The sequence below is a fragment of the Bradyrhizobium sp. CCGUVB4N genome (assembly GCF_024199945.1).
Lineage (GTDB): Bacteria > Pseudomonadota > Alphaproteobacteria > Rhizobiales > Xanthobacteraceae > Bradyrhizobium.
In genome coordinates this window covers 2060345-2079701 of sequence record NZ_JANADP010000001.1, presented here as the reverse complement: position 1 = coordinate 2079701, position 19357 = coordinate 2060345, and the positions used below count along the sequence as shown (strand labels likewise).

The window sequence follows — 19357 nt, the reverse complement described above, 5'->3', positions numbered from 1 at the left end:
TTAACTAACCTTAACCATCGCCATTTCCTGGCCGTCCGGCGACATCACATGCGTCGAACACGCTAGGCACGGATCGAAGGAGTGGATGGTGCGCAGGATCTCCAGCGGCTGTTGCAGATCCGCCATGGGCGTATCCATCAACGAAGCTTCAAAGGCGCCGATATTGCCCTTGGGATCCCGCGGCGAGCCGTTCCAGGTGGTGGGCACCACGCACTGGTAGTTGTCGATTTTAGCTTCTTTGATCTTGATCCAGTGCGCGAGCGCGCCGCGCGGGGCCTCGGTGAACCCGTAGCCTTTTGCTTCCTGCGGCCAGCTATGCGGCTTCCATTTGTCGACATTCGCGGTCGAGGAGTCACCGGCTTTGATGCGCGCGACCACCTTGTCTTGGAAGTGGCGCATCTGGTGCGCCGCCCATTGGCATTCCAGCGCCCGCGCCGCGGTACGGCCGAGTGTGGAGAACAGCGCGATGAGGGGCAGGCCGAGCGTCCTGAGCAGCCTTTCTGTCGGCTCCTTGAACTCGGGCTTGTTCTGCGCATAGCCGATGATGTAACGGGCGAGTGGTCCAACCTCCACCGCATTGCCGCGCCAGCGCGGCGCCTTGATCCAGGAATACTTACCACCCTCGTCGAGCTCCTTGATGTCGGTCTTGGTGCCCTTAGCATTGGGACCGAGCACATAGTTCGGCTCGGTAACGCCTTCCCAGGGATGCAGGCCCTTAGACTCATCGGCATATTTGTACCAGGAGTGGGTGACGAACTCCTGGATCTGCTCGGGGTCCGCATGATCGATTGGCAGCACTTCATTGAGGTTGCCGTTAATGATCACGCCGCGCGGCAGCTTCAAATTACCGGCCGAATAGTCGTTAGCCGTCTCCGGGATGTCGCCATAGGCCATCACACTCTTGCCCGAGAGGCCGCCGCCATAGAGCCAGTCCTTGTAGAACGAGCCAATCGTAACGATGTCGGGCAAATAGACCTTTTCGGCGAACTCGATGCAGCGATTGATGACGGAGGAGACGAGGTTGAGCCGCTCCATGTTGACGGCGCCAACCGCGCCGGTGCTGTCGACATTGATTGCACAGGGCACGCCGCCGACCAGCCAGTTCGGATGCGGGTTCTTGCCGCCGTAGATGGCATGGATCTTGACGATATCCTTCTGGAAATCGAGCGCTTCCAGATAATGCGCGACCACCATCAGGTTCGCTTCGGAGGGCAGCTTGTAGGCGGCATGGCCCCAATAACCGTTCTTGAACGGTCCAAGCTGGCCGGATGCGACGAACTTCGTCAGCCTGATCTGGAGATCCTTGAAATAGCCGGGCGAAGACAACGGCCAGGACGAGGCCGACTGCGCCAGCGCCGATGTCGCCTTCGGATCAGCCTTGAGTGCCGAGATTACGTCGACCCAGTCGAGCGCATGCAGGTGATAGAAGTGCACGAGATGGTCATGCACCAGAAGGCACAGCTGCATCATGTTGCGGATCGAGTTGGCGTTCTCCGGAATGGTGATACCGAGCGCATTCTCGACACCGCGCACTGAAGTGAGCGCATGCGTTCCGGTACAGACGCCGCAGATCCGCTCGGTGAAGGCCCAGGCGTCGCGCGGATCGCGGCCCCTCAAGATGGTCTCTATGCCCCGCCACATCGTGCCGGTGGAGACTGCATTGCGGATCACGTTGTCGGAGTCGACATTGACCTCGACCCGCATGTGACCTTCGATCCGGGTCAGCGGATCAACAATGATGCGCCTGCCGGAATCGTCGAGCTTGAACCCGTTGGGTGTCCGGATGCCCATCGCTTGCGGTCCCTCAAATCGACTAGTGATCTTGGTTTGCGTCTTCGCGCTTGCTGGCGAGCCACTTTACTGCCGTCACCGCGGCATGCGCGCCGACCGCAGCTCCCACGGCGCCCACTACCGCCATGCCAATCTGGTCGGCATTCTTCTCGATGTCGAACTGCTTGATGCTGGTGAGGCGGTCGTAGAACGAGCCCTTGTCCCAGAACCCGTCTTCCGAGCAGCCGATGCAGCCGTGGCCGGACTGGATCGGGAAGGAGATGCCACCGTTCCAGCGCACCGTCGAACAGGCGTTGTAGGTAGTTGGTCCCTTGCAGCCGATCTTATACAGGCAATATCCTTTGCGCGCCGCCTCGTCGTCCCATTCCTCGACGAATTGGCCTGCATCGAAATGCGACCTCCGGTAGCATTTGTCGTGGATGCGCTGCGAATAGAACATCTTGGGCCGGCCCTGGCGATCGAGCTCGGGCAATTTGCCGAAGGTGATAATGAAGGTGACGATACCGGTCATGACCTCGGCGATCGGTGGACATCCCGGCACCTTGATGACCGGCTTGTTGGTTATGACCTTGTCGATGGGCGTTGCCCGCGTCGGATTGGGCCTGGCCGCCTGAACGCAGCCCCAGGAGGCGCACGTGCCCCAGGCGATGACGGCCATCGCGTCCTCGGCCATCATCTTCAGTTTCTCGACGAAAGGCTTGCCGCCGTCGATGCAGAACATGCCGCCCTCGTTCAGGGGCGGATTGCCTTCGACCGCGAGCACATACCGGCCCCTGTACTTGGCGCGGGTCTCTTGGAGGATCGCTTCGGCCTGATGTCCGGCTGCCGCCATAATGGTGTCGTCATAGTCGAGCGAGATCATCGACAGCACGGCATCCTTCACCAAGGGATGAGCGGAACGGATGAAGCTCTCAGAGCAGCAGGTGCATTCGAGCCCATGCATCCAAATCACCGGCATTCGTGGCTCTGTTTCGAGCGCGGTTGCAATGCGGCTCGCCCCCAGCGGCGCAAGCCCGAGGCTCGCCGCCATCAGGCTGCAGAATTTATGAAAGCTTCGGCGCGTGATGCCCTGTCGCCTGATTACGCTATAGAATGTTTCCGTCGCCCCCTCCATGAACCCTCTCGTCTTCTTTGACGCATCGATGGACGCACGGGCAGCAAGAAGCGGGCCAACCTTACTGCGTGAGCGCCCTCATCTCGGATCTGGCGCTTACGAGCGGCCTTGCTGGATGACTGCACCAACCGCGCCACCTAGATGACTAACCTTGCGCTTCGCTGTGAGCCTGAGACGCAGACTTTCTCCAGTGTCCATCTTTGGCAAAGGCGGCCTTGCCGGTGCCATTGGCGCTCGGCGTGATGAGGTGCGAGGCACAATTGAACGGCTCCGGCGGCGAGGCGCATTTCAGAGGCCCCGATCATTCGGCCATTCAGAATCTAGCATCTTAACCGAATTGGCCCGGCCTCTGGCATCGACCATGATCGCGGTGCGCAGACAGATCTAGGGCCATACAAGCTGGTTGGATCTATGCTCTTCAAGTTGTTATAATCGGCGCCATCCCGCGAGCGTGCGGAGCGCTGCACGATTGTCGCACGGGCCATATTATGTGTGGGATGCGAGTGGAATATTGGACGCCGATCGTATCCGGCACATGCGTCTTCCATTGGCCCGTGAGCGATTCGGCACACTAGCCGCAACGCAAGTCGCAGCTACGCCGCTTTCCGACTTCGTAGAGAGCCCAATCTCGCTTATTCCTCCGATGGAATTCCTCGGCTGGAAGATTCAGATTCTACGATCGAGTCCATCGCGCGAAGCGGACCTCTCCCAAGAGATCGCAAAGGCCGACAAGCCCGTGCCGCTCGCACGGTCCCGGCTCTTGGCAACGTTGATCCCGCCATGCGCCGGATTTCGGGTTCGTACAGCATGATGACAAGACGGGCTCAGAAGTACGGCCGAACGTGACCGCAGCGGTAGGGATCCCGACATACCCTTTGATATCGTTTCCCGACGGCGGGCCGTCGAAAGTATCGCAGGGCGGCCTCGACGCCTGGACCTGGAAAAGCGCCGAGTCCGCCCCTACACCACCAGGGGGGCCTAGTGATGCTGGTTGGAACAAAGCAAGTGGCGTGCCGAGGCGAGCTTACATTTTGTTGCAAACTTCTCATATCCTCGAACAGCGTGAATCCAGCTGATGTCAACTTGTATCCATTCGCGCCCGATTGCGAGACCTTCATCAAGATCAAAGCGGTCTCAGCGGGCTGTTTCGGCCATTTGGGCAGCACATTTCTGTTCGGGTGCTCTTCCCTTGCGGTCATTCGCATTGATGCGCTGCGCTCGGTCACTCTCGAACAATTTTGTAGCAAACCGAACATCACGCCGACAAAGCACGATGTGCGCCCCAAACATCCCGTGCTCGTACGGAACCACGCCGAGCCGCCTGATTGCCTCGCCGATCCGTTGGATCTATGACAATGTAGAGCGTCAACCTATCCACAAAGACACTCGAATAGTCAGCCTTCACGGTGGCAGATCACGCAGAGGCGCGCCGCGGCCGGGCGCCCACACGAAATTGAAACATGCACATCGCCGAGCCTCGCGTGCACAGCGAGATTCTCGCCTTTGGCAGACTTATTTGCGAACCCTGGACGGTGCATCGTCGGGCTTGAGGTGCCGCTTCCGAATGTTGTAGCTCACCAGCCAGATCACACCGACGGCGATCGGCACGAAGGCCGCGGTGACGGACGCGGGCTCTACGTGCAGTCCGACGTCCTGCGCGCCCTTTGCGAGATAGGCAAACAGGCTGACCACATAGTATCCGATGGCCCCGACTGACAACCCCTCCACCGTAGACTGCAGCCGGAGTTGCTGTCGCGTGCGCTCGTTGATCGAACGTAGAAGATCACGATTCTGTTGCTCGATTTCGACGTCGACGCGCGTTCGCAACAGATCGGCGGCACGAGCCAACTTTTCCGATAGGTTGGCCTGACGCTCCTCCATCGTCGCACAGGTTCGTATCGCGGGCGTCATACGGCGGCCCAGAAACGACGACCAGGTCGGATAACCCACGACATCTTCGCCTTCGATGATCGACAGTCGGGATTGTACCAGCTCGTTGTATGCTCTGCTGGCCCCGAAGCGAAACAGACTGCCGGCGACGTCTCTTTCGAAGGAGACGGCCAATGCGGTCAGTTCCTCAAGCAGATGGTTGTTGACCTTCAGCCCTTCGGCGCCCTGCATCTCCTCGAGCACTTCGACGAGACGGCGATCGATCCGATCGACCGACGGCGCAAGCTCCAGCGCGGTCGACAGACCAAGCAGCGCTAGCGAGCGGTAGGTCTCGATTTCCAGGAGACGTTGTACCAGTGCGCCGAGATCGTGCGGCGTCAGTCCGAGATCGTAGACTAGAATTCTCGTAAAACCTCTTTTGTCTGCGCGGAAGTCGGAGGCCACAGCGCCTGCGCCTCCCTTGACGTTGACCATCGCCAGACTACTTTGGTCAAAAATCTGCTCGGCGCGTTCCATTGGAGAAGCACCCCGCTCTACTTCCAACTTGATCGCGGCCAGCAATTCTCCGGTCTGCGATAGTGCGCGGATTAGTGATCGAACGCCGTCACGGACATCGCCGAATTGCCGCGTTGCTGGACTGTTCGCAGTGCTCCAGATCCACGTGAAAGTAGCAAATTCCGAATGCTGCTCCCAGCGCAGCACCACCGGTCCGAACCCGATCTGATGATGCTTCGCAGACGCCTCCGGTGGTGGGACCTTATTCGCCCGGCAGAACTCGATAAACCGGCGGCGATCGCTTGCGGCATCGTCGCCCTTTGCAAGAAATATGAAGCGGACCATGCCAAGCGGTGAAACGAGACCGGTAAACGGGCGCGCATGCACTTCGCCGAGCACAGCGTCACGCTCAGGGTGGAGCTTGAATGATGCTAAATCCAATTGGTCGAACATAGAGATCTCCCAAGCCCGCATCACCGCGAGTGGCATGGTCGGCGCCGGCGAGCGAGTGCATTCCCGGGCGCGCGATCGAGAGCAGGTTGGTGGCCTTCGGCTCCTAAGAAGGTCCTTGTCCAAGCCAGATCAGTGTCTGCAAATTGATCTGGAACGAGCTTGTTGAGCCTTCTGCTAAAGTCGTTGATGACCTCAGCCTTGCGCCGGACGGCCTTTTCAGCGAAATGCGGCCATTGTTCGCCAGCAGTGGAGCCACCACAGCATCGTCGTTTGGGTTGATCAAGTTTCAAATGCGCCTCCATTCCGTAAGCTCAGGCGCCCCGCATTTGTGCAGTGCAGGATTTGGGCCAGTGGGTACATACGGACCCGCGTGTAGCGCTTCGAGCCCACCGCCGCGTCTAGCGACAATGTGGATTATTGTCGTCGTGCACGTTCAGGTGAGATAGCCACGCGCGCGGTAACGAACAAACGGATCTGCACGGTTCCCCAAGTCACCGGACGCGCCAGTACCGTGCCTCCGAACGGCGCTCTTGCCCAAGCGCTGGCACGGATGTGATACGCCAGATGAGCAATCGCGCGTTATGCGCTGTCAATGCGATCTAGCGAGGTTTGGCAGCTGGTTACCGGAACTTTTCAACTTCTTGGCCTTGCTTCGATCTCAGCTCATTTGCGCGGGAGCGCGTATCGCTCCACGGCGACCGAGACCTGCGCCCCTAGCCGCGGCATGCCAATTCGTGTCCTCTTGTTCGAATTTGGCCTCACTTGCCGGGTCAAGAGGCACGACTGGGCAGCCATGGCTCGGGCGTTTCCAGTGCAGTCGACGTACCGGCTGAAGGCTTTGAAGCTGTTATATCCCCAATGATCTGTCGAAGAGCTGACCAAGGTCTTGGCCAGGTCCATATCTAAGCGGGCCGCGCAATATGAGCGCCGTGCATCTGAGCCGGCCCTCCTTCATTTCCATATGATGCGCGCAGAGCCGCGTGCGGGTCGACAACTTGCTGAGACGCTGCAAGTTAGTGACTCCGCCGGACGACCGTCAGCGAGGCCGCCCGCATCGCGAGCAGACACGCATAACTCCTACAGCCAGCCAGCAATCAGAGACAAGCCAGCGACGTCTCGCTACTTGCAGGTGGACAACGACGGCTTCAATTGACGAGCAATTCAGTCCGTAAACTCTAGCTTGAATCGACCCAATCCGGTGGGCGTGGCCGTGAATTTGACGGTCTCTTCTGGGAGGTCTGCCAAGGTACCGGATGCGAACTTAAAGGACGTCTTACCGTACGATTCGACGCCAACAGCTTTGTCGTCCTCTATGACAATGTAGGCGATGCCCTCCAACAGCTGCTCAGCCGCGAAGCCAGCGGGCGAGCGGTGAAGACCGAAAGAAGCCAAATAGGTTCCCTTCTCGTTATCACACTCAACGACAGATATTGCTGTGACTATTGCGTCCTTGAATAACCCATCTCCGCCACGACACGTATATTGGAAGCTGACGATGTTGTGTTCATTCCGATCGCCGACCGGCTCTCGGGCTGTTGCGACTATGGTGCAGTCGTAGTGCCCGATTGTGTCAGCGAGCGCACCTCCACTCACCCCAATCAAGCCGAATACGGTACATACTGTAGCAACAAGGGAGGATTGTCTCATTTTGGCTATGTCTTCTGGAACCGATTTTGTACGCTAGATACAACTTGACGCTGCGTCCGATTCAAGCCCTCCTCGGACGCGATCTCACCCCGATCGCAGTTCGGCACACCGCTTGCTTTCTTAGGCACGAAATCGACAGTGGGCTTGGCGCGGTCGGGGCTAGACATCAGCCGCCCTCGACCTAGTTGCGACGGCCAATTAGCAAGGAGAAAATGTGAAACCGCGCATTCGGGCAACCGCTACGTCGGTCGTATTGGCTCATAGTCTCCAGCATCCTGTCATCAAGGTGTACGACGCCCGTCACATCAGCGTCTTGGTGCGGGAGGATCGAGTTAGCGGATATGGTTACATGAGCCATCGTTGCGTCAGCGGCGACTTACCGAACCTATACCCCCAGGGAGAGAGATCTCATTTCGTGCTTATGGCGGACACTCAGGTGCGTACAGCGCTTTGATCACGACACGTCATCCAGCTTCTCAGTGGCGGTCAGGCGTCGTGAAGCCCACATGTTCGACTACAAGGGCGCTTGATGCTGTGCAGGAGCGCCCCCTCTGATGACACGCGGGCACCGATCACAAGCCGCAGATGATACGCTCGATGGCTCTCGATGTCGGAAGGTCCTGTTGCGGAACGCCTGGCTCGCAAAAGCGAATAGGCCAACGAGAGGCAAAACAACTTGGCTTGCGGCAAATACCGTCTCTGGCGCACCACATTTCGCTCCCAAGAGCATTGAGTAGCCTAACACTGGGCGACGCCAAGCCCAAGGTGGGTGACCTTTGTGACTGGAACAGATGGCTTCGACCGGCTTCATGCGGGGATTCTGAAAACCAGGGGAAAACTACCCACCACTAGGGCATCGAAAGCACAGCGCTCTTCAGACAAGCGTTGCTCGAGATATTGTCGCTCAAGGTCAGTCGGTTGACCTTCAAGCAAACCGCGATAGCGGTGGATGCGATTACGATGACTGCGCATAGCAGCAAGATCCTCGCTGATCGTCGTCGTCACAACTTTGTCCTGGCGTACTTCGTTTGGTGGAGTGAGGTGGTGAGAAGACACTGAGACACTTTCGTGTCGTCTGCGTTCCCTGGTAGTCACTGTTCGCGCCCGCAGCCCAGGCAAGGACGGCTTAGAGGCGCCCGACCCACGCGCTTCCGGACGATCGCGGAACCGGCTTGAGGTGATGCCAAGCGGCAGACTCAAGCTTCACTGCTTTCGCCCCCAAGCATGGAAGATTCGTGGTAGCCCGACGGTCGCCTCAGGCCTATCGAGGAACGCTTCGAGTTCGGCCGTGCAGAATCCCAAATAGGGCCGGCCATTCGGCCGAAGCCCCGATTATTCTCGCGGTCTAGCCCGCGGCGAGCCCCACGGAAGGTGCCTCAAAGTCTGCACGTTGTTTCGGATCAGTGCAAAAGCCGCCGATGTTGGCTTAGCCGAATTTGAACAGGACGCCGTAGCCCCCTCGGGGATAGCTCCATTCGATGTCGCCGGTCTCCTCGCAGATTATCCGGCAGGTGCCGCATTCGATGCAGCCATCGACGGTGGACTCGACTTGGCCCTGTTCGTTGAGTTCATAGCACCGCGCCGGGCAGGCCTTCAGCATCGACAAAAGCTGCGGCGATGGCTTGGTGTGCGGCCGCACCTTGATGTGGGGACGGCCGGTATCGACGAGATAGCGGTTATAGAATAGCTTGTCCTCGACACGCAGGGATTGCTCGATCGACATTGTTTTGTCTCCGTCGTTGGTCGCTGCTGTTTCTCCGTTCAACGCCACGCGCGCATGAGGCGAAAGGCGTCGCCAAACAGGCCGCTCCGCGAGCGCGCCTTGGTGAACGATTTAAGTGTGAGCTTCTCCTTTTCGACTTTAGGCGTACCGTCGACACGCAGAAAGTTCTGCATAGCCTTGGAGACGAGTTGCGGATAGGTCAGGAAGAAGTTTTGCGACCGGGTGTGCATCAGCGCCGGCATATCCTTGTACTTCCTTAGGTCCTTGATCACGAAGGATTCATCGAGCTTCTTCTTGTATAGCACCAGGTTCTGCGGGAGCATCGGTTGGTTCCGCGACCTGATCTGAAGGATCGCTTCCGCCGCGATCCGGCCCGACGTCATCGCGAGGTTTGATCCTTCGCGATGAATTGTGTTGTTAAGCTGCGCGGCGTCGCCGACCACGACCCAGCCCTTGCCGTAGAGTTGCGGGATTGCCTTGAAGCCGCCCTCGGGAATCAGATGGGCAGAATATTCCTTCACCTCGGAGCCTTCTATCAGAGGCGCGACCGAAGGATGCCGCTTGAAGCGATCGAGTAGGCCATAAGGCGTCTCGCCGGTACGCTGGAAGTCGGCGACCAAGCAGCCGATACCCAGCGAGACGCATTCCTTGTTGGCATAGATGAATCCCATACCGGTCATGCCGCGAGAAATCGTGCCTACGGCCTCGATCACCACGCCTTCGTCCCCCTTGAGATTGAAGCGCGATTCAATGGTTTCCCTAGGCAGGAAGTGCATTTCCTTGACTGCGAGCGCAACCTTCTCGGGCTTCGGCCGCTCGCGCAGGCCAGCGCGCGTACCGAGCACGCCATTGACGCCCTCCGCCAGCACGACGACGTCAGCATGGATCTCGCCGTCGCGCCGATCGGTCCGTACGCCGATTACCTTACCATGGGCATCTCGGACTAGGTCCGTGACCGTCGTTTCGCATAATACTGTGGCGCCGGCTTCGCGAACCTTTTGCGAGAACCATTTGTCGAACTGAGCGCGGATGATGGTGTATCGGTTCGGCTTCTCCTCGTTGAAGTCCTCGGAGCGGTAGTGCAAGCCGGTGTGCGAGCGGTCATCCATCATCCAGAAGCGCTGCTCGACCAGGTGTCGCTCAAGCGGAGCGTCGTCACGGAAATCGGGAACAAGCTTCTCCAGCATGTCGGCATAGAGGATCGCGCCCTGCACATTCTTTGATCCCGGATACTCGCCGCGCTCAAGCTGCAACACCTTCATACCGCGCTCGGCCATGGTGAGCGCTGCCGCATTACCCGCCATGCCTGCGCCAACGACGATGGCATCGAATTTTTCCTCGATCATGATCGAACTCCTTCGACCTGCTTCCGGTCACGGGAATGTGGCGACAGCCGCGTCCGGAACGCGTCAGTGAGCGGCGGCAAAAGATGTATGGCATCCGCAACGATGCCAATGTGAGCGAAGTCGAAAATTGGCGCGTTCTTGTCGGTGTTGATGGCAACGATAAGATCGGCCGCTTCGACGCCGACACGGTGCTGGATCGCCCCCGAGATGCCGGCGGCGATATAGAGTTTTGGTCGGATCGTCTTGCCGGTCTGGCCGATCTGGCGATCAGAGGTGACCCAGCCCTTCTGCACGAGCGGTCGCGAACTGCCGTATTCGGCCCCGAGCACGGTCGCGAGCTGGCGTACCAGCTGGAAGTTCTCCGGTGATCCGAGCCCAAGCCCGCCCGCAACGACCGCGTCGGCATAAGCAAGATTTGATTTTGCTGAGTTGCGGTCGGGCAGGAAGGTGAGAACTTTTGTGACGATGTCGTCTTCGACGAGACCGAGTGGGTGAGTGATAACGCGGCCGACCGGGCGTGCGACGCGCTTTGGCATCGGCATCACGCGGGGGCGGACGGTAGCCATTTGCGGACGGTAGTTCAGCGTGTAGATCGTGCAGAGTAAAGAGCCGCCGAAGGTCGGCCGCGTCGCAGCGAGCGATCCGTCAGCATCGACATCGAGCTCTGTGCAATCCGCAGTAAGTCCCGTAAGCAGCGTCGTGGCGACCGAGCCCGCGAGATCGCGGCCGAGCGTAGTGGCTCCCAACAGCAGGATCTCCGGCTTGTAGGTGTTGACGACATCGGTCAGCGCCTTGGTGTAGGACTCGTTGCGATAGTCGGCCAAGAGATTGTGAGCGACCAGGTAGGCGAGGTTGGCGCCATAGCAAAAGGACTGGGCAGCGGCCTGCTGCGTCGCCTCACTCTCCGGGCCGATGACAACAGCCGCGAGATCAACCTTGAGCTTATCGGCGAGCTTACGGCCGGCACCCATGAGTTCCCAGGACACGGGGTGCACAACACCGCGTTCCTGCTCGACGAAAACCCAGACGTGCTTGTAAGCTTTAAAGCGATCGGGCAACTCCCTCTTGGTCGCGGCGCGCCCAGAGGCGGCCGCCGGAGCGCGACTTTTGGATGTAGAGCTCATGGAATTGGTTTCCTTGCTTCATTAGTCGAGCGCCATACCGCGAGATCGGCTTCCGGGTTCGTCTGGCGCGCGACGATCATCTGTCTCAGCTCAGCGACCGTTCCTCGCCGGGTCTCGGTTACAGCTGCCTTAGCCGCGCAGCTCCGGTCCAAAGAAGCGCTGGCACTGACGGCAATCCGCAGAAGCCACATTGCGGGAGCGAAAGCTGAACTCGAGGGCTTGGCTTCCTCCTCTGAAGCGTGATGGTCTTACTCACGGCGTGCACTCGAATCCCCGGGAAAGCCGGGACTTGCTTGTAGCAGACGTCGATATGCATGCGCTTCTCCAAGGCTTCGCTGCGAATAGAGACAGCAAGTGTCGTACCAATTGAGGGTTTGATCGAAAGTTGATATCAACACAGAGGCTTGCGACTGCGGCGACGTGACTTTCGTCCAGCCGGAACCGCCAGAGCTGACAAGGACACGGCGACAAGCGTCGGAGACCGAACAGAGGCGTTAGGTCCGTCCTATCGTCGCCTCCACGAAGAACATAGCCACCGCAAGGCAGTGAGCACGACGTCGCAATTTCCGAGATCTCGCAAACGCAGCGGCATCGGAGTAATCTGGGACTATGCGGCGTACTGCCGTCCTTGTGGGACGACCAGGACGAGTGAGAGACCCTTTTTGAACCCGAGTATGACTAAAACGTCTCCAGTTGAACCAAGTTTGACGCTTTCTTCGCCTGTGGCGCGGTCGCTTCTTTGAGGACCTTAAAAACGCGCTGATCGATTGGTGAGGAGCCGACGAAGTCCGTGTATGCCCGCTCCAGCACGGCCTTACAACGTTCTGCGACCGCTGCATCGCTCGCACCGGTCAAGTCTTCGTCTGCGAGATACTGCCCCATGCGATGCAGTATGTGGAGCCGAGCCACGTTGACAATCTTGGGTTCGTACTTGACGCCGAGCAAGTCAAAAAACTCCTCAGCCGCAGCCGCCTTGCTTAATCGCAAAAGGATTCCGTCAGCCATTCGGCTTTCTCCGTCTTTTCTTCCACCGTGTGCAATGATGGCCGGCCACGCGTGCTCGTCAAACGGGGGGCGTATCGCAGGCGTGGCGGCTCAACGATCTCCTCGATCACAGAAATGGCGACTATTCTGGACATGACAGCCTCACATTGCGTTGATCATCGAGCGCTCGCGGACTTCGCGCCAGATCGCCATTACAGTCTCGCGCGCGACCCCGCCCTTATGCTCGACCGCATGCTGCCGAACGCGCGCGAGGATCGCCTTGCCTTCCTCATCGCTCACGGAAACCTGCAATTCGTTCAGCAACGCCGTGATAGCGGCTAGCCCTGAATGTTTGCCGACGACAAAACGGTTAGAGCGACCCAACAGCCGCGGATCGAGCGCCTGATAGCTGCGCTGGTCCTTCAGGAGGCCATCGACATGGATACCGGATTCGTGGGTAAAAACATGCTCACCGACGATCGCCTTATTAAGCGGAACGCTGCGAACGGCAGCGGACGCGACGACAGCCGCGACATTGTCGAGTTCCGGGAGCACAACGCCGGTGTCGCATCCATAGAGCTGCCTGAGCGCGACAGCGACCTCTTCCAGAGGCGCGTTGCCCGCACGCTCGCCGAGGCCGATCACGGTCACCGAGGCATGCGTTGCGCCGGCCTTGATTGCGGCGAGCGTGTTAGCGGTGGCGAGGCCCAGATCGTCGTGGCCGTGGAATTCGATCTCGAGATCGGAGGTGGCACGTAGCGCCGCCACCAGCGCAAAGGCTGCGTCCGGGTCGAGCACGCTGAGCGTATCGGCGACACGAAAGCGCCGCGCGCCCGCCTCTTTTGCTGCGGTGATCAGCTCGATCAGGAAGTCGACATTGGCGCGCGAAGAATCTTCGCCTCCGACTGCGACATCGAGCCCGTTATCGCGAGCGTAGCCGACGACCCGCCTTACCTGCTCGAGCGCGGCAACCCGGTCGGTGCCGAGCTTGGCCGCGATTTGCACGTCGGAGGATGGGATCGAGACATTGACCATTGAGACGCCGGAATCGATTGCCGCATCGACGTCGGAAGATTTCATCCGGCACCAACCAATGATTGTCGCGGCCAGGCCAGCTTCGACAATAGCGCGGATCGCGCTGACTTCTTCATGGCCCATCGCCGGCGTACCGGCTTCGATCTCGGTGATCCCGGCCTTTGCTAGCGCGCGCGCGATCGATAGTTTTTCCACCGCTGTAAAGGCCACGCCGGGAGCCTGCTCGCCGTCGCGTAACGTGGTGTCGTTCAGGACTATTTGTCGTGTCTGCGAGCTGCCGAACCGAGTCGTTTCACCGAAGGCCATGTGCAGATTCCGTCTTTTCCGCTGAACGGTGAGCAACAGCCGTGCCAGGGCGGTGGTTGACGAACTGCCTGAAATCACTGCACTTCTGGGTAGCAACTGAGATTGCCGTAAATGTAACAATGTCGAAAGTCGGATATATCAGATGTCGGTTGGCTTACGGCGAATGTGGACGATGATGTCGAGCCGGGAGATCTCGTGGTCGGGTAAGGCCTCGGGCATCCGCGCGAGCAGGAGCTTTTCGGGGATGTCGATCAAAGTATCTTCGCCGACGAGATAGAAATGCGGGTGTATGCTGGTATCGATGTCAAAGAACGACTTTGAGCCGTCGGGCGTGATCCGGCGCAGCAGGCCGGCTCGTGTGAAATGGTTCAGCGTGTTGTATACGGTCGCAACCGAGAGCTTGATGTTGGCTTCGATCGCCTCGCTGAAGAGCATCTCGGCAGTGACGTGGCGGTCATCCCTTGCGAAGAGCAACTGAGCCAGCAGCACGCGCCGGCGCGTCGGCTGCAGGGCCGCATCACGCAGCAGCCGCATGCACGCTTTCGAGCAATTTCCGGCAAGGCCAAAGCGCAAGGGTCGAGGCATCGCAGCTTGCGGGGGTCCTTCGCAGCTTCTGGGGGAGCGCATAGTCGATTGCTCACACCTGCGGATTGCCTGCGGCTCCGGCAGGAGTTTCCATTCCCCGCAAATGTTTGCGGCGACGCTCCGCCATCCGGCTCTCGCCGCTCTCCTCACCGAAACAGTGATTGAAGTCGCGGCATTGCGTACACACCGGCGTCGTACACATCACCAAACCTTCGTTCTCGCACAATCTGCGATAGAAGAAGCGCTTCCAGCGCATGTTTTTGGTGTTTTGCGACGCCAGCGGCGCAAAATGGCGCATCAACAGGCGCGTCAACTCGGCCCGCTCGCGTAGTCCGAGATCTTCCCACAAATGGTTCGGTTCCATCGCACGCCTTGCGACCATAGCAGCGAGCCAGCGACTGATCTCGCCCTTTGCCGATCGCTGCCCGAGCAGGAGGTCGCGCAGCATGATCTCTTCGTCACTGGCTGAACCGGAGTTTTCCATCGAGATGATGGCCTGCACGGGCGCGGATGGGAAACATTGTGCCAGGAGTTCATTGAGCTCCTGCGCGGTCAGGCCCGTGCGCTCTGGAAGAGGCGCTCCATCCATTACAGCGGCACAAAGAACTGAGGCGAACACATGCCGGTCAAACTTGTCATTATCCCTTACGTCAGCGTCTGCCGGACCGCAGCCAATTAGAACATGGTAGAGTTCAATTCCGACAAGCTGCCTGTCAGCGGGGGTCCCACCCGACGGAATCGACATCGCAGCGATTAGACCCTCTTGCGCTGCAGTCACGGACAACTCCACTGATTGGATCCTATCAGTCTTGACGCGCGCCTCCTTTGGAGGCCGGCGAGCTGAATTACGCGGACAGCGCAGCGAGCTCGGAAGCGGTCTTACCGACCTGGCTTTCATCGATCGGGTTCATGATGCCGTGCTCCATCAGCATGTCCTCAAGCTCGTCCATGCTGATCGGGGTCGGGATGATGCCCTTGCCGCCATTGTTGTGGATTTTGGTCGCAAGATTGCGATAGTGGTCCGCCTGCTTGGAGTCCGGCGCATATTCCAGCACCGTCATGCGGCGCAGCTCGGCGTGCTGGACGACGTTGTCACGGGGCACGAAGTGGATCAGCTGGGTGCCGAGCTTCTTGGCGAGCGCTTCTGCCAGCTCCAGCTCCTTGTCGGTTTGCCGCTCGTTGCAGATCAAGCCGCCCAGCCGCACCCCGCCCGAATTGGCATACTTCAGAATGCCCTTGGAGATGTTGTTGGCGGCATACATCGCCATCATCTCGCCGGACATGACGATATAGATTTCTTGCGCCTTATTCTCACGTATCGGCATTGCAAAGCCACCGCATACGACATCGCCGAGCACGTCGTATGACACGTAATCGATGTCCTCGTAGGCCCCGTTCTCTTCCAGGAAGTTGATCGAGGTGATGACGCCACGGCCGGCGCACCCGACGCCCGGCTCCGGACCACCGGATTCGACGCAGCGAATATCCTTGTAGCCGACCTTCAAGACGTCCTCGATCTCGAGGTCTTCGACGCTGCCGGCGCTTGCCGCGAGACTCAAGATTGTGTCCTGTGCCTTGGCGTGCAAGATCAGGCGGGTCGAGTCCGCCTTCGGGTCGCAGCCGACGATCAGGATCTTGTGATTCATCTCGGCGAGTGCTGCGAGGGTGTTCTGCGAGGTCGTCGATTTGCCGATACCACCCTTGCCATAAAACGCGATTTGTCTCAGTGAAGCCATGTTGCTCTCCATTAACCGATTGCCAATGCTTTCGCGTTGGACTTGCGCGAGAGTATTTCTCCCTCAGAAACCTGGGCACACGGCGTCGGGAAAGAGAACGCGCTCGCCATACGCGCCGGCGTGGCCTCAACCCTCACTCGCAGTTACGGCATCCGAGTAGCAACTAGCGTGCCATTCGCCGCGCGTGCTTTAAGCGCCTACTCGAAGATGGTCGACAGACGCGATTGACGGACGCCGCGCCGAGCCATTTGTTGTTATGTCAGAAACAGGACAAGGATTGTGGCTCTTAAAGTGCGATCTAGCTGCGACTGTAACCGCGCAGGACGGAATGACAATTGCCAACGCCGCATCGTGACGCGATTTGAAAGGAAGGCAACATGCAGTTTGGCGTCGAGACAGACAAGGCTGTAAACGGCGGCGCGTGTTCGAGGTCGACCAGGAAAAGATCACCCATTCGGCGTTGCAGTTCCTGTTTCGTGACGAGATCGAGACCCACGAACTGGCCACGCCTGAATAGGCCTATGCCGCGAGCTTCGACTGAATCGCCCCAGATGTTTCTCGGTGTCACTTGACTGATGAGCCGCGGACTGGACCTGATTGGCGAACTCACCGGAAAGTTCGAAGGTGTCCGCGTTCTCTTCGTTACCTACACGTCCGACGAGGTGGGCTCACCTGAGCGCGTGAAGACGAGCGCGCCATGGCACGGTGATCACACCGCTGACGCTGGACGGGGTGAGAAGGTCAACACCATCTTGGGCAACGGTAAGGCAGTGCCAACCATCCAGCTTAGCGTGATCAAATGGGGAATCTTGACATGACTACGATTCTGTTTTGGCAGAAGCCCGACTGCGGAACGAACGCGCGCCAGAATTGTGCGTTGGAGGCAGCGGGTCATCATGTCGTGGTAAAGAGCTTGCTGACCGAACTCTGGACCGCGCCCGATCTATGTACATTCTTTGGTAACACGCCGGTTCGGTCCTGGTTCAACCCAGCCGCGCCGCGGGTAACGTCGGGCGAAGTCGATCCGGCGGCGATCGACGCCGCCAGCGCGATCGCCTTGATGCTCGAGGATCGACTGCTGATCAGGCGGCCGCTGATCGAAGCCAATAACACAAGATGTGCAGGATTTGACCGCGAGCCGGTACCGTCGCTGCTGGGCTCAAGCCCGAGGCGAGAGCTTCAGAACTGCGCGCGAACGGAGAAGGCGCCGCGGTGTGCGGAGGTGTGATGTGTTTGCTTCGCAGGTGGCGTATCACACGAGCCTCTTGTGGGAGAAAGCGGCGCTAAAGCTACATACCACCCCGCGAAATCTGACCTCGGCGCGCTGCGCGAAATCCCAGAGCACCGTATCAGACGGGCGTTCGCCGAGATCATGGGCGAGCAGGCGATCCCGAAGAATTGGGGAGGCGAGCGCTCTGACCTTTTCTCAGACCGCGTTCGCTTAGACGGCCGGCGAATGGCTACAGCACTGATGTTCAAGGGGCCTGCCTAATTCACACCGTTGACCCCGGCGGGGCTTGGCAAGAATGGTGACCAGATTGACCGCTTGTTTTCCGAGCCGGCAGACCTTCTCATTCTGCAGCATTGCCACGAGCTTGCGGCCGGGGACGCGGTCCGTGCGCTTGCTCAGCTGGGAAGACCGCATGCCGCGGAGGCACGGACCAAACTCAAGCAAAAGCTCCCGCAACCGGTCTTACAGGATCTGATCGCGCTCATGCCTGCATTGCCCGCGTGGATGTCAGAATCCATCAGCCAGGTGCTCGTAGCCGATAGCAGACTCCTATCTGGCTCCCTCTCGTGGCGAGCGGCTTGCGGCTCTCGGCGTTGTTACCACGGCTTCGGGCCGGTCGGTCCATTTGCTGGAAAAGGATATTTGGGTTGTTTTGGCCCTCCACGCGCGCGGAGGCGATGCCATGGTGGACGCAGGTGTGAAGTCTTCTTCGTAGGCGGTATTGCACTATCCTTGCCTCGTTCTGGAAGAGAGCGGCATTCGGCACAGCGGCCCCACGGCCAAGCGTCCCTGTGCACCATTTCACGAGGAAAGAGCCTCGCAATCGCCGATGCGATGCATCGACGTCCTTCTTAGTGCGGCCGGAGACGGCCGATGGCTCCGTCTCCCGTAAGTGGAAAGCAAAAGACCGCTAACTCCGCGTGAGCACCACGACGAGGCGGTCGACGCGACAGCCATTCTTCAGATGGGACTCGACAATCTCGTCAATATCTTCCGGGGTGCTCGGGCGATACCAGACACCGTCAGGATAGACGACCATCAGAGGACCGGAGCCGCAGAAGCCGAGACAGTCGGCTGCGGTGAAGCCGATATCGGTCAACCCACCCGCCTCGATTGCTTTGCCGAGCCGTTCCCATAACGATCCTCCGCCCGCCGTCCCGCAGCTGCCGTGCGGATGGTCAGGAGGGCGCTGAGTGCGGCAGGCGAAAACGTGATGCCGGTAGAGCTGTGGGAGTTCGAACTCATTCATGTTGCCGCTCATACTTCTGTTACCGCAATGCGATGTCGCAATGGCCGCGAGACTCTGCTTTGACATAGGGTCGCATGACGATCGGCCCGTTCGAAGACGGCTTGATGTCACCTCCACAATTAAAGTTCTTAGTGCATTGTTCGGGTAGGTCGCTCATGATGTTCCCTTGCAAGTGACTCGTTTCGGCACGAGGGTTTCGAGCACGAGCGCGTCGAAACGTGTCGATCGTTTTGCTCCCTAACGCGGCATGGATCATCCGATGCTGTTGGATGCGGCTCTTGCCGGCAAGGGCCTGCGAGACGATTCGCGCCCCGCAGTGGTGTCCGGTGCCCGCCAGATCGGTCACGATCACATTCGCCTCCGGAAGCGCCTCGCCGATCAAGGCCTCAATTGCCAGCCCAGCCATCACCATGTCGCTTACTCCTGCTCTCGCCCGGTTTCATGCAAGCACCAAACCAACTCTCGACAGGACCATTTGAAAGGACTTCCGCCGACACGGATGGAAGCGACGCGCATTGGTCGACAATCCCGCGGGCGGACCGTCGCGAAGATAACAAGGATAGATCGATCGCCGACATCGTCGTCGCGTGGCGGCGATAGGCTCTGCCATGAGTTCCTGGCTCGACAACTCACGGCAGCTCGGTGCGA

17 protein-coding genes are annotated in these 19357 nt (G+C 59.2%); 2 read left to right on the top strand and 15 right to left on the bottom strand.

What is annotated here, in order from left to right; genetic code table 11:
• From NLM31_RS09320 to nifH, 13 genes are all read right to left on the bottom strand, one after another.
• Entirely contained in the window at nucleotides 1-1791 is a 1791-nt protein-coding gene (locus tag NLM31_RS09320) for a nickel-dependent hydrogenase large subunit (RefSeq protein WP_254128900.1), read from the bottom strand.
• 22 nt (nucleotides 1792-1813) lie between these two features.
• A complete protein-coding gene (locus NLM31_RS09315) occupies nucleotides 1814-2905 on the bottom strand; it encodes a hydrogenase small subunit (protein WP_254128899.1) in 1092 nt (363 codons plus the stop codon).
• A gap of 1512 nt (nucleotides 2906-4417) precedes the next feature.
• Entirely contained in the window at nucleotides 4418-5743 is a 1326-nt protein-coding gene (locus NLM31_RS09310; RefSeq protein WP_254128897.1) for a DUF3422 family protein, read from the bottom strand.
• 1161 nt (nucleotides 5744-6904) lie between these two features.
• Nucleotides 6905-7390 carry a hypothetical protein gene (locus tag NLM31_RS09305; RefSeq protein WP_254128896.1) on the bottom strand — a complete coding sequence of 162 codons (486 nt, stop codon included), beginning with the start codon at nucleotides 7388-7390 and terminating at the stop codon, nucleotides 6905-6907.
• A gap of 807 nt (nucleotides 7391-8197) precedes the next feature.
• Nucleotides 8198-8395 (bottom strand): hypothetical protein, encoded by a 198-nt coding sequence (locus tag NLM31_RS09300; protein WP_254128895.1) that lies wholly within the window; start codon nucleotides 8393-8395, stop codon nucleotides 8198-8200.
• A gap of 421 nt (nucleotides 8396-8816) precedes the next feature.
• Nucleotides 8817-9113, bottom strand: coding sequence for a ferredoxin family protein (locus tag NLM31_RS09295; RefSeq protein WP_254128894.1), 297 nt, complete (start codon nucleotides 9111-9113; stop codon nucleotides 8817-8819).
• A gap of 38 nt (nucleotides 9114-9151) precedes the next feature.
• Entirely contained in the window at nucleotides 9152-10459 is a 1308-nt protein-coding gene (locus NLM31_RS09290; RefSeq protein WP_254128893.1) for an FAD-dependent oxidoreductase, read from the bottom strand.
• Nucleotides 10456-11583: an electron transfer flavoprotein subunit alpha/FixB family protein gene (locus NLM31_RS09285; protein ID WP_254128892.1), complete on the bottom strand. Its 1128-nt coding sequence runs from the start codon at nucleotides 11581-11583 to the stop codon at nucleotides 10456-10458. The genes NLM31_RS09290 and NLM31_RS09285 overlap by 4 nt, the downstream gene beginning before the upstream one ends.
• A gap of 678 nt (nucleotides 11584-12261) precedes the next feature.
• Nucleotides 12262-12588: a nitrogenase stabilizing/protective protein NifW gene (gene nifW, locus NLM31_RS09280; RefSeq protein ID WP_254128891.1), complete on the bottom strand. Its 327-nt coding sequence runs from the start codon at nucleotides 12586-12588 to the stop codon at nucleotides 12262-12264.
• 141 nt (nucleotides 12589-12729) lie between these two features.
• Nucleotides 12730-13908 (bottom strand): homocitrate synthase, encoded by a 1179-nt coding sequence (nifV, locus tag NLM31_RS09275; RefSeq protein WP_254192089.1) that lies wholly within the window; start codon nucleotides 13906-13908, stop codon nucleotides 12730-12732.
• A gap of 138 nt (nucleotides 13909-14046) precedes the next feature.
• On the bottom strand, nucleotides 14047-14442 hold the full coding sequence (irrA, locus tag NLM31_RS09270) for an iron response transcriptional regulator IrrA (protein ID WP_309143681.1): 396 nt from the start codon (nucleotides 14440-14442) through the stop codon (nucleotides 14047-14049).
• 103 nt (nucleotides 14443-14545) lie between these two features.
• The gene (locus NLM31_RS09265; protein WP_254135276.1) at nucleotides 14546-15238 is read right to left on the bottom strand and encodes a nitrogen fixation protein NifQ; all 693 of its coding nucleotides are present in this window, start codon (nucleotides 15236-15238) and stop codon (nucleotides 14546-14548) included.
• 100 nt (nucleotides 15239-15338) lie between these two features.
• Nucleotides 15339-16229, bottom strand: coding sequence for a nitrogenase iron protein (nifH, locus tag NLM31_RS09260; protein ID WP_254192088.1), 891 nt, complete (start codon nucleotides 16227-16229; stop codon nucleotides 15339-15341).
• Between the two features lie 575 nt (nucleotides 16230-16804).
• Here nifH and NLM31_RS09255 point away from each other — a divergent pair.
• Together NLM31_RS09255 and NLM31_RS09250 are read left to right on the top strand one after the other, a co-directional pair.
• A complete protein-coding gene (locus NLM31_RS09255) occupies nucleotides 16805-17047 on the top strand; it encodes a hypothetical protein (protein WP_254128889.1) in 243 nt (80 codons plus the stop codon).
• Nucleotides 17044-17457, top strand: a complete 414-nt coding sequence (locus NLM31_RS09250) for an ArsC/Spx/MgsR family protein (protein ID WP_254192087.1) — start codon at nucleotides 17044-17046, stop codon at nucleotides 17455-17457. Before NLM31_RS09255 ends, NLM31_RS09250 begins: the two co-directional genes overlap by 4 nt.
• A gap of 913 nt (nucleotides 17458-18370) precedes the next feature.
• Here NLM31_RS09250 and NLM31_RS09245 read toward each other — a convergent pair.
• Both NLM31_RS09245 and NLM31_RS09240 read right to left on the bottom strand, forming a co-directional pair.
• Entirely contained in the window at nucleotides 18371-18709 is a 339-nt protein-coding gene (locus tag NLM31_RS09245; protein ID WP_254128887.1) for a ferredoxin, read from the bottom strand.
• Between the two features lie 19 nt (nucleotides 18710-18728).
• Nucleotides 18729-19121, bottom strand: coding sequence for a BolA/IbaG family iron-sulfur metabolism protein (locus NLM31_RS09240; protein WP_375143548.1), 393 nt, complete (start codon nucleotides 19119-19121; stop codon nucleotides 18729-18731).
• Nucleotides 19122-19357 lie beyond the last annotated feature (236 nt).

Coding starts and splice junctions, on each gene's coding strand:
- NLM31_RS09295 (WP_254128894.1), bottom strand. CDS start 9,113: ATGTCGATCGAGCAATCCCTGCGTGTCGAGGACAAGCTATTCTATAAC.
- NLM31_RS09305 (WP_254128896.1), bottom strand. CDS start 7,390: ATGAGACAATCCTCCCTTGTTGCTACAGTATGTACCGTATTCGGCTTG.
- NLM31_RS09245 (WP_254128887.1), bottom strand. CDS start 18,709: ATGAATGAGTTCGAACTCCCACAGCTCTACCGGCATCACGTTTTCGCC.
- irrA (WP_309143681.1), bottom strand. CDS start 14,442: ATGCGGCTGCTGCGTGATGCGGCCCTGCAGCCGACGCGCCGGCGCGTG.
- NLM31_RS09255 (WP_254128889.1), top strand. CDS start 16,805: ATGAGCCGCGGACTGGACCTGATTGGCGAACTCACCGGAAAGTTCGAA.
- nifW (WP_254128891.1), bottom strand. CDS start 12,588: ATGGCTGACGGAATCCTTTTGCGATTAAGCAAGGCGGCTGCGGCTGAG.
- NLM31_RS09310 (WP_254128897.1), bottom strand. CDS start 5,743: ATGTTCGACCAATTGGATTTAGCATCATTCAAGCTCCACCCTGAGCGT.
- NLM31_RS09315 (WP_254128899.1), bottom strand. CDS start 2,905: ATGGAGGGGGCGACGGAAACATTCTATAGCGTAATCAGGCGACAGGGC.
- NLM31_RS09285 (WP_254128892.1), bottom strand. CDS start 11,583: ATGAGCTCTACATCCAAAAGTCGCGCTCCGGCGGCCGCCTCTGGGCGC.
- NLM31_RS09250 (WP_254192087.1), top strand. CDS start 17,044: ATGACTACGATTCTGTTTTGGCAGAAGCCCGACTGCGGAACGAACGCG.
- nifH (WP_254192088.1), bottom strand. CDS start 16,229: ATGGCTTCACTGAGACAAATCGCGTTTTATGGCAAGGGTGGTATCGGC.
- nifV (WP_254192089.1), bottom strand. CDS start 13,908: ATGGCCTTCGGTGAAACGACTCGGTTCGGCAGCTCGCAGACACGACAA.
- NLM31_RS09265 (WP_254135276.1), bottom strand. CDS start 15,238: ATGTCGATTCCGTCGGGTGGGACCCCCGCTGACAGGCAGCTTGTCGGA.
- NLM31_RS09240 (WP_375143548.1), bottom strand. CDS start 19,121: ATGGTGATGGCTGGGCTGGCAATTGAGGCCTTGATCGGCGAGGCGCTT.
- NLM31_RS09290 (WP_254128893.1), bottom strand. CDS start 10,459: ATGATCGAGGAAAAATTCGATGCCATCGTCGTTGGCGCAGGCATGGCG.
- NLM31_RS09320 (WP_254128900.1), bottom strand. CDS start 1,791: ATGGGCATCCGGACACCCAACGGGTTCAAGCTCGACGATTCCGGCAGG.